Source organism: Lysobacter sp. Soil_C_59 (assembly GCF_057656415.1).
On the sequence record NZ_JBDGKK010000004.1, the window covers coordinates 431609 to 440376 of the forward strand.

An 8768-nucleotide genomic window follows, 5' to 3' on the forward strand; every position below is an offset into this window, starting at 1 on the left:
CTGCGAATCGTCCTAAACTGGACGAAATGCCGGTAGACGACGCCCCGACCCAGTCCCTGGGATTGTTCCCGCTGCACACCGTGCTGCTGCCCGGTGCCGCGATAGGCCTGCGCGTGTTCGAGCCGCGCTACCTCGACCTGATCAGCGACTGCGGTCGCAACGGCAAGCGCTTCGGCATCTGCCTGATCATGAGCGGCGAAGAAGTGGGTGCGCCGGCGTCGGCGGCCGCATTCGGCACCGAGGCGGTGATCGAGGATTTCGGCCGCGGCGACGATGGCCTGCTGACATTGCGCGTGCGTGGCGCACGCCGTTTCCACGCCCAGCGAGTGCGCGTGCGCGACAACGGCCTGCAGGTTGCCGACGTCAGCTGGTGCGATCCCGATCCCGACGACGATCTGCGTCCCGAGCACGGCCTGCTGGCGACGCTGCTGCAGCAGATCATCGACCAGGTCGGTGGGGAGCATGCCAAGGCGCCGCAGGCGAAGTTCGATGATGCCGCCTGGGTCGGATGGCGCCTGGCCGAGCTGCTGCCGCTGGAAGATTCGCAACGCCAGGTGCTGCTGCAACTTGACGACCCGCACCAGCGGCTGGACCGGTTGCTGGCCCTGTTGCCCTGACGGGCAATCGATCGTTACTGCGTGCCGGCGGTCTTCACCCGCAGCACCTGCGTCGCCCCGTGGGGGTGAGCCGACTGCTGCGATTCCAGGCCCTTGAGTGCTTCGGCGACCAGCGCGTGCGCATGGCCGTCATCGCTGGCCGGCAGCCACAACGCGGCCGCGCCCAGCGGCTTGGTCAAATGCAGGGTTTGCGTGCTGCCCAGCCAGAGCGGAGTGCCGTCGCCGAGCAGCACTGGCGCCGGCCACAAGCGCAGCGCGTACTGCTCGTCCTTGTGGTCGCCATCGCGCAGCATCAGCAGCGTTTCCGCCTGTGCGTCCAGCGTCGCCGGCAACACCGGCTGCCGCTGCGTCGGCTTGTCGTCGTCGAGCAGGCCGACCGTGTCGACCCAGTTGGCTTGCGGCTGGACGCGCCAGCCCTGCGCCTGCAGGCGCACCTGCAACGGTGCCAGCGGACCGGCCACCTGCAGATCCAGCGGCCAGCGTCGGCGCTGGTCGCGTTCGTTGCGTGTCGCCGGCAGATCGGTCCAACCCTGCTGCCACCACTCGTCCTGTGCCATCACCGTCGTCGGCGTCGCAGCAGCGAACTTGGCCAGTAGTGCATCGGCCGAACGCGGCGCATGCCAAAGCGCGGCAATGACGAAGGTCGAATAGAACAGCCACGCCAGCGGCCGCATCCAGAACGAGCGCGCGACGTGGCGGCGATAGGCGATGCCCAGGATCAGCAGCCAGAGGATGCCGAACAACGTGCCGCCGACCAGGTCGCTGGGCCAGTGCGCGCCAAGGTAGAGGCGGGCGAATCCCACCGCGGTCGTGACCACGCCGGCGAGCAGGTACGGCCATACCCGCGTGCGGCCCGGCAACTCGCGCGCGATCAGCACGGCGAAGAAGCCGAACACGATCGTGCACATCGTCACCGCGACCGACGGGAAGCCGAAGCCGGCCGGCGCGGTCGGGGGACGCGGCATGTCGATCGCGGCTTCCAGCAACGAGGTCAGTGTGAGGCCAAACACCAGCGCCGCCAGCCAGTGCGCCGCCGCCATCCAGCGCTTGCGCCAGATCAGGTAGGCCAGCGCCACCGCCGCGGCAGGGCCGAGCACGGCGGCATCGCCCACGCTCGCCAGCCCTGCCATCAGGCGATCGGCAAGCGGATTGCGCAGGCCCCACATGAACTCATGGACCGTGTGGTCCAGCGCGAGCGGTCCACCGCTGGCAAGCAGCGATGCCAGCAGCGTGAACCAGGCCCAGCTGATGCCCAGCAGGCACACCGCGAGCATCAGCAGCGATGGCGATTCCGGACGGTTCGGATCGATCAGCGCGGCTGCGTAGCGGCCAAGGTGCGGGTGATGGCGGGTCCAGTACAGGGCGCGTGCGAGCAGATTGTCGGCGTGGGCGGCGAACCAGCGCCACGTGTAGAGCACGATCGCCCAGACCAGGCCGATGGTGAGCGCCAGCGCGGCCAGCACGATCGCCAGCCGGTCGGCGACCGCGGCGACGGCGTCATACGACTTGCCCAGCGCCCAGCCCGGGGCGAGGAAGGCCAGCGACCACACCAGGCAGGCGCCCAGGCTCGGCAGCGCATAGCGGCGCATCGGCATGTGCAGCATGCCGGCGATGGCCGGCACGAACGGACGCACCGCGCCGACGAATCGAGCGATCACGATGCTCATGCTGCCGTGGCGACGGAACAGTGCCTCGCCGCGATCGAGCCACTGCGGATAGCGCGAGAATGGCCAGCGGCTGCGCAGTTGCGGGCCCCAGCGGTGGCCGACCCAGTAGCTCAGTCCATCGCCGATGAAGGCGCCGAGCGTCGCGCAGGCCAAGGCATAGGGGCCGCTGACATGGCCCAGCCCGACCAGCGCGCCGACTGCGAACAGCAGCGGCAGCGCCGGCACCACGATGCCGACGATGACGAGGGCATCACAGAAGGCAATAAGGAAAATGACAGCGCCGGCCGCGATAGGGTTTGCCGCGATCCATGCAGTCGCGCTTTCGATCCAGGCCGGTTCCATCGGCCGATTATAGGCAGCCCGACCATTACGGCGCGATGGTCGGTGTGCAGGGTGACTGCAAGCACGGTGAGGCCGGCATGCCGTCTCGCGGAGGCGGCGAGCGATTCCGTACACTGGCGCGATGCCCGTACGCAACGCCAGCACCGACCTCGACGCAATCGAAGTCCAGGCCCTGAAGGCCGACAGTTTCGGCCGGATCGCGCTGATGCGCGACGGCGATGGCCTGTTCGTGCGCCGCGACCTGCGTCACGTGCCGCTGTGGCTGCGCCTGCCGGCATGGTGGCTGGCGCGTCGCGAAGCCCGCGGCCTCGAACGCGTCGCGGGCCTGGCGGCGACACCGCAACTTCTGCGCTGGGACGGCCGCCGGCTCGATCGCAGCTACATGGCCGGTTCGGCGATGTACCAGCGGCCACCGCACGGCGACCTGGCGTATTTCCGGCGCGCGCGGCGATTGCTGCAACAGCTGCACCGGCGCGGCCTGGCCCATAACGACCTGGCCAAGGAGGCGAACTGGCTCGTGCTGGACGATGGCGCGCCGGCGATCATCGATTTCCAGCTCGCCACGCGCGGCAGCCCACGCGCCCCCTGGATGCGCCTGCTGGCACGCGAGGACCTGCGCCACCTGCTCAAGCACAAGCGCACCTATTGCCCGCAATTCCTCACACCCGTCGAGCGGCGCGTGCTCAAGCGCCACTCGTGGCTGCGCGAGGCCTGGTTTGCGACTGGCAAGCCGGTCTACCGCTTCGTAACGCGCAAGCTGCTGAAATGGGAAGACAACGAAGGGCAGGGGCCCAAGCCCTGAGCCCGAGCACCGCTTTGGAGAGCGCCGCCATGCGTACCCTGTCCGGAAAAACCCTCTTCATCACCGGCGCCTCGCGCGGCATTGGTCGTGCCATCGCCCTGCGCGCCGCTCAGGACGGAGCCAACGTCGTCATCGCGGCGAAGTCCTCGGTTCCCAATCCGAAGCTGCCGGGCACGATCCACAGCGTCGCCGCCGAGGTCGAAGCCGCCGGCGGCAAGGCGCTGGCAGTGCGCTGCGACATCCGCGAGGAAGACGACGTGTACGCCGCGGTCGCGGCCACGGTCGACCTGTTCGGCGGCATCGACATCCTGGTCAACAATGCCAGTGCGATCTGGCTCAAGGGCACGCTCGAGACGCCGATGAAGCGCTACGACCTGATGCAGCAGGTCAATGCGCGCGGCAGTTTCCTGTGCGCGCAGGCTTGCATGCCGCACCTGCTCAAGGCGCCCGATCCGCACATCCTGTCGCTGGCACCGCCGCTCAACCTGGATCCGAAGTGGTGGGCGCCGCATACCGCCTACACCTTGGCGAAGATGGGCATGAGTTTCGTCACCCTCGGCCTCGCCGCCGAATTCGGTCCGCAGGGCGTGGCGGTCAATGCGCTGTGGCCGCGCACGGTCATCGCCACCGATGCGGTCAACATGATCCCCGGCGTGCGCCTGGAAATGTGCCGCAAGCCGGAGATCGTCGCCGACGCCGCGCACGCGGTGCTGGTGCGGCCGTCGGACGACTTCTACGGGCACTTCCTGATCGATGACGACGTGCTCTTCGCCGCCGGCGTCACCGACTTCGCCCAGTACGCCATGAACCCGTTCTGCGAGCACCTGATCCCGGACCTGTTCCTGACCGACTCGCAACTGGCCAGGAAGCCGCGCTAGCGGGCAGGTCTGCCTGCCAGGGCGATTTTCACGGCAACGGGGCGTCAACAGGGGGCGCAGGGCGGCCGCGATGGGCGACAATGTCGTCTTCCCCGCATCGCCCGACTTCGCCCCTCCATGACTGCCACCAGCGCCGACCTGTTTTCGCTCTCCGAACGCTACTACCTGCCCGTGTACCGGCCCCGCCGGATCGTGCTCGATCATGGCCGCGGCGCGCGCGTGTGGGATCGGGAAGGGCGCGAGTACGTCGATTTCGGCGCCGGCATCGCCGTCAATGCCCTCGGCCACGCCAATCCTGTGCTGGTCGCGGCGCTTACCGAGCAGGCAGGCAAGCTCTGGCACACCAGCAACGTCTTCGTCAGCGAACCGCCGCTGCGCCTGGCCGAGGAGCTGGTCGAAGCATCGCGCTTCGCCGAGCGCGTGTTCTTCTGCAACTCCGGCGCCGAAGCCAACGAAGCGGCGATCAAGCTCGCGCGCAAGTGGGCCACCGCGCAGGGGCGCGACCCCGACCGTCGCGTCATCCTCAGTTTCCGCGGCAGCTTCCACGGCCGCACCCTGGCCGCCGTCACCGCAACCGCGCAGCCCAAGTACCACGAGGGCTTCGAACCGCTGCCGCCTGGCTTCCGCTACAGCGACTTCAACGATCTCGCCGCGGCCGAAGCGGCGATGGCGACCGGTGACGTCTGCGCGGTGCTGGTGGAGCCGGTGCAGGGCGAGGGCGGCGTCACGCCGGCTACCGAGGAATTCCTGCTTGGCCTGCGCGCGCTGTGCGATCGCCACGGTGCGCTGCTGATCCTCGACGAGATCCAGTGCGGCATGGGCCGCACCGGTCACCTGTTCGCCTGCCACGGCTATGGCGTCACGCCCGATGTCGTGACCCTGGCCAAGGCGCTGGGCAGCGGTTTCCCGATCGGCGCGATGCTGGTCGGCGCCAAGGCGGGCGAGTCGATGCAGTTTGGCGCGCACGGCACCACGTTCGGCGGCAACCCGCTGGCCGCGGCGGTCGCGCGCGCGGCACTGCGAGAGATTTCCTCGCCGCAGGTGCTGGCCAATGTCGTGCGCCAGTCGCTGGCGATCCGTGATGCGCTGGCCGCGCTCGACGCCGAGCTGGGCCTGTTCTCCGAGATCCGCGGTTGCGGCCTGATGCTCGGTGCGCAGCTGCGCGAAGCGCATGCCGGCAAGGCCGGGCTGATCCTCGACCTGTGCGTGGAGCAGGGCCTGTTGCTGCTTCAGGCCGGTCCGGACGTGCTGCGTTTCGTGCCGGCGCTGAACATCAGCGATGAGGATGTGGCCGAAGGCCTGGAGCGTCTGCGCGCGGCGCTGACGGCATTCGTCAACGCGTGATGCGCGTGGGAGCGGCGCAGGCCGCTCCCATCACGGCAGCATTCAGAACGTCGCGAACGACGCGCGGGCCGCTTCGAGGGTGCGGGCGATCTCCGCCTCACCGTGCGCGCTCGATACAAAACCAGCTTCGAACGCCGACGGCGCAAGGTACACGCCGCGCTCCAGCATCGCGTGGAAGAAGCGATTGAAGCGCGCGCTGTCGGACGCCTTCGCATCTTCGAACGTTTCCACCGGCCCTTCGCGGAAATACAGGCCGAACATGCCCGGCGCGCGCGTCGTATGGAACGCGATTCCGGCCTCGCGCGCCGCCTGTTCCAGGCCGTCGCAAAGCACGTTGGTCGTGCGCTCGAGCGCGTCGTGGAAGCCCGGTGCCTGGATCAGTTCGAGCGTCGCCAGGCCCGCCGCCATCGCTACCGGATTGCCGCTGAGCGTGCCTGCCTGGTAGATCGGACCGCTCGGCGCGACCTGCGCCATCAGGTCGCGACGTCCGCCATAGGCGCCGACCGGCATGCCGCCGCCGATGATCTTGCCGAAGGTGGAGAGATCCGGCGTGATGCCGTAGCGCTGCTGCGCGCCGCCGAGGGCGACGCGGAAACCGGTCATCACTTCATCGAAGATCAACAGCGCGCCGTGCTTCGTGCACAGCTCGCGCAGGTGCTGCAGATAGCCGTCGCGCGGCAGGATGCAGTTGGCGTTGCCGACGATCGGTTCGATGATCAGGCCGGCGATCTCGCCGCCGATCTCGTCGAACAACTTCGTCGCCGCATCGAAATCGTTGTAGGCGATCGTCATCGTCAGGTCGGCGAGCGCCGACGGAACACCCGGTGAATTAGGCAGGCCAAGCGTCATCACGCCGCTGCCGGCCTTCACCAGGAAGCTGTCGCCATGACCGTGGTAGCAGCCTTCGAACTTGACGATGCGGTTGCGGCCGGTGGCGCCACGGGCGACGCGGATCGCCGACAGCGTCGCCTCGGTGCCGGAGTTCACCATGCGCACCATTTCGCAGCTGGGCACGATGGCGGTGATCGCCTCGGCCATCGTCACTTCCAGCGCATTGGGCACGCCGAAGCTGAGACCGTCGCGCATGGTCTTCTCGACCGCGGCCAGCACCTTCGGATGGGCGTGACCGGCGATCATCGGCCCCCACGAACCGACGTAATCGATGTAGCGGTTGCCATCGACGTCCTGCAGGTAGGCACCTTCCGCGCGCTGGGCGAAGAACGGTTCGCCGCCGACCGACTTGAACGCGCGCACCGGCGAATTGACGCCGCCGGGGATCAGTTCGAGGGCGCGGGTGAACAGGTCGTGCGATTGCGTGTGGTTCATGGGAAGTCTCTTGGCTCCCTGTCCCGTCTGCGGGAAAGGGTTGGGGGTGTCAGATGGAAGCAGGCAGTTCGAAGCAATCGAGATATCGGCGCACCGCAGCGGCGGGATCGGCGGCATCGAATACGCCGCTGATCACCGCGAGCAGGTCGGCGCCGGCCTCGACCAGGGGACGTGCATTGTCCGGGGTGATGCCGCCGATGGCCACCCGCGGCAATCCCAACGCTGCCGAGTCCCGCAGCAGTTCGAGGCCCGCTTTGCGGGCATTGGGCTTGGTTGGCGAGGGGAAGAAGGCGCCGAAGGCGATGTAGTCGGCGCCCGCCGCGGCTGCCCGCCGCGCCAGCGCCAGGTCGGCGTAGCAGGAAGCCCCGAGGATGGCGCCTTCCGGCAGCGCGGCGCGGGCGGCGGCGAGCTCGCCGTCGTCCTCGCCCAGGTGGGCGCCGTCGGCGCCGATGACCGTCGCCAGGCGCCAGTCGTCGTTGATGATCAGCGGTACGTCGTGGCGGCGGCACAGGGGCAGCAGCGCGGTCGCCTGGCGTTCGCGCAGGGCCGGGTCAGCCGCCTTGTTGCGGTACTGGAGCCAGGCCGCGCCTGCCGCCAGCACGGTTTCGACCCGCGCCAGCAGGCGCGCGGTGTCGTTGTCGTCGGGGGTGATGGCATAGAGGCCGCGCCGCGAGACATGCCTGGAACCATGGCCACAAATCGGCGGATTCATCCTGGAAGCTTCCGTGGGCGCGGGCGCGGTGGGACAATGCGCATTCCGCAATCCCGCATTATCCGTCCAATTCCCCCGGGTCCGATCCGTCCATGTCAGAGCTTGCCGCCGCCACCACCTACCGCACCTGGATGTGCGTCGTCTGCGGCTTCATTTACGACGAGGCCCAGGGCCTGCCGGAAGAGGGCATCGCGCCGGGCACGCGCTGGGAAGACGTGCCCGATACCTGGACCTGCCCGGATTGCGGCGTGACCAAGGACGATTTCGAGATGATGGTGCTCTGAGGCACGGTGCCCCGACCGCTTTCGCGGTCAGGGTCGTTCAGGGCGTTCCGAGCCCCGGCCCGAACTTCAGTTCGGCGCCATCCTTGAGCCCCAGCCTGGCCGCTTCGCCGGCATTGAGCTCCAGCACGTAACGCGCGGGCACATTGCTCGGATACGGCGGGCAGCCGTCGCCAAGCGAGCACGGCGGCGTGTCGCGACGCTGCGAGACAAGCTTGCGGTCGCTGTCGAAGTACAGGATGTCCAGCGGGATCTTGGTGTTCTTCATCCAGTAGGCGAGCGGCTCCTGGCTCTCGTGGATGAACAACATGCCGTGGTCGGCGGCCATTTCCTCGCGGAACATCAGCCCGCGTGCGCGCTCGGCGTCATCGTCGGCCACTTCCACCTCGAAGCGCTGTCCTCCCAGTTCGACCCAGGGGCTGGAGCCACCCATCGCGCATCCAGACAGGGCAAGGCCGCAGCAGGCGACCAGAAGACGGGGCAGGAACATGGTGAAGCTCCTTTGAGCGTTGGTCCGGGGCCATGACGGCCGTAGCGCGACGAAACATCGTGCAGCGATGAATGCGAGTCAAGGGGCGCAGCCTCACCCCGTCATCCCCGCGCAGGCGGGGATCCATGGACGTTGCTTCAAGGGCCCCAAGCCCGCCCAGAGCGTCCGATCGCGCTCACTCGGCAAAGCCGTAAAAAAACTTTAACGAACCCCTTCCATTCCCCGTTGTGCATGTGCACAATGCGCGCCCCGCCACGGTGAACATCACTTCGGCGGGACGCGGAAAAGACGGGATGAAACGAGGCGGTT

General features: G+C 68.3%; 9 protein-coding genes. 5 read left to right on the top strand and 4 right to left on the bottom strand.

The window, feature by feature from the left end:
- Positions 1–26 precede the first annotated feature (26 nt).
- Positions 27–617, top strand: coding sequence for an LON peptidase substrate-binding domain-containing protein (locus tag AC3A3Q_RS11195; protein ID WP_487586325.1), 591 nt, complete (start codon positions 27–29; stop codon positions 615–617).
- Between the two features lie 14 nt (positions 618–631).
- Here the strand turns inward: AC3A3Q_RS11195 and AC3A3Q_RS11200 are convergent, their stop codons facing one another.
- A complete protein-coding gene (locus AC3A3Q_RS11200) occupies positions 632–2626 on the bottom strand; it encodes a bifunctional DedA family/phosphatase PAP2 family protein (protein ID WP_487586326.1) in 1995 nt (664 codons plus the stop codon).
- A 121-nt stretch (positions 2627–2747) separates the two neighbouring features.
- On the opposite strand from AC3A3Q_RS11200, the gene AC3A3Q_RS11205 reads away from it, so the two are divergent.
- The 3 genes from AC3A3Q_RS11205 (at position 2748) to AC3A3Q_RS11215 (ending at position 5650) form a co-directional block, all read left to right on the top strand.
- Positions 2748–3428, top strand: a complete 681-nt coding sequence (locus AC3A3Q_RS11205; protein ID WP_487586327.1) for a protein kinase family protein — start codon at positions 2748–2750, stop codon at positions 3426–3428.
- 29 nt (positions 3429–3457) lie between these two features.
- A complete protein-coding gene (locus AC3A3Q_RS11210) occupies positions 3458–4306 on the top strand; it encodes an SDR family oxidoreductase (protein ID WP_487586328.1) in 849 nt (282 codons plus the stop codon).
- Positions 4307–4423: 117 nt separating this feature from the next.
- A complete protein-coding gene (locus tag AC3A3Q_RS11215; protein ID WP_487586329.1) occupies positions 4424–5650 on the top strand; it encodes an acetylornithine/succinyldiaminopimelate transaminase in 1227 nt (408 codons plus the stop codon).
- A 42-nt stretch (positions 5651–5692) separates the two neighbouring features.
- On the opposite strand, the gene hemL is transcribed toward AC3A3Q_RS11215, so the two are convergent.
- Positions 5693–6976, bottom strand: a complete 1284-nt coding sequence (gene hemL, locus AC3A3Q_RS11220; protein WP_487586330.1) for a glutamate-1-semialdehyde 2,1-aminomutase — start codon at positions 6974–6976, stop codon at positions 5693–5695.
- 49 nt (positions 6977–7025) lie between these two features.
- The gene (gene thiE / locus AC3A3Q_RS11225; protein WP_487586331.1) at positions 7026–7688 is read right to left on the bottom strand and encodes a thiamine phosphate synthase; all 663 of its coding nucleotides are present in this window, start codon (positions 7686–7688) and stop codon (positions 7026–7028) included.
- A gap of 92 nt (positions 7689–7780) precedes the next feature.
- Here thiE and AC3A3Q_RS11230 point away from each other — a divergent pair, with 92 nt between their 5' ends.
- A complete protein-coding gene (locus AC3A3Q_RS11230; RefSeq protein WP_158732207.1) occupies positions 7781–7972 on the top strand; it encodes a rubredoxin in 192 nt (63 codons plus the stop codon).
- Positions 7973–8009: 37 nt separating this feature from the next.
- On the opposite strand, the gene AC3A3Q_RS11235 is transcribed toward AC3A3Q_RS11230, so the two are convergent.
- On the bottom strand, positions 8010–8459 hold the full coding sequence (locus AC3A3Q_RS11235) for a DUF192 domain-containing protein (protein WP_487586332.1): 450 nt from the start codon (positions 8457–8459) through the stop codon (positions 8010–8012).
- Between the last annotated feature and the right edge of the window lie 309 nt (positions 8460–8768).

What these genes read in the sequence shown, in the direction of transcription:
- hemL (WP_487586330.1), bottom strand. Translation starts at nt 6,976, where the DNA reads ATGAACCACACGCAATCGCACGACCTGTTCACCCGCGCCCTCGAACTG.
- AC3A3Q_RS11210 (WP_487586328.1), top strand. Translation starts at nt 3,458, where the DNA reads ATGCGTACCCTGTCCGGAAAAACCCTCTTCATCACCGGCGCCTCGCGC.
- AC3A3Q_RS11195 (WP_487586325.1), top strand. Translation starts at nt 27, where the DNA reads ATGCCGGTAGACGACGCCCCGACCCAGTCCCTGGGATTGTTCCCGCTG.
- AC3A3Q_RS11200 (WP_487586326.1), bottom strand. Translation starts at nt 2,626, where the DNA reads ATGGAACCGGCCTGGATCGAAAGCGCGACTGCATGGATCGCGGCAAAC.
- AC3A3Q_RS11235 (WP_487586332.1), bottom strand. Translation starts at nt 8,459, where the DNA reads ATGTTCCTGCCCCGTCTTCTGGTCGCCTGCTGCGGCCTTGCCCTGTCT.
- AC3A3Q_RS11230 (WP_158732207.1), top strand. Translation starts at nt 7,781, where the DNA reads ATGTCAGAGCTTGCCGCCGCCACCACCTACCGCACCTGGATGTGCGTC.
- AC3A3Q_RS11205 (WP_487586327.1), top strand. Translation starts at nt 2,748, where the DNA reads ATGCCCGTACGCAACGCCAGCACCGACCTCGACGCAATCGAAGTCCAG.
- thiE (WP_487586331.1), bottom strand. Translation starts at nt 7,688, where the DNA reads ATGAATCCGCCGATTTGTGGCCATGGTTCCAGGCATGTCTCGCGGCGC.
- AC3A3Q_RS11215 (WP_487586329.1), top strand. Translation starts at nt 4,424, where the DNA reads ATGACTGCCACCAGCGCCGACCTGTTTTCGCTCTCCGAACGCTACTAC.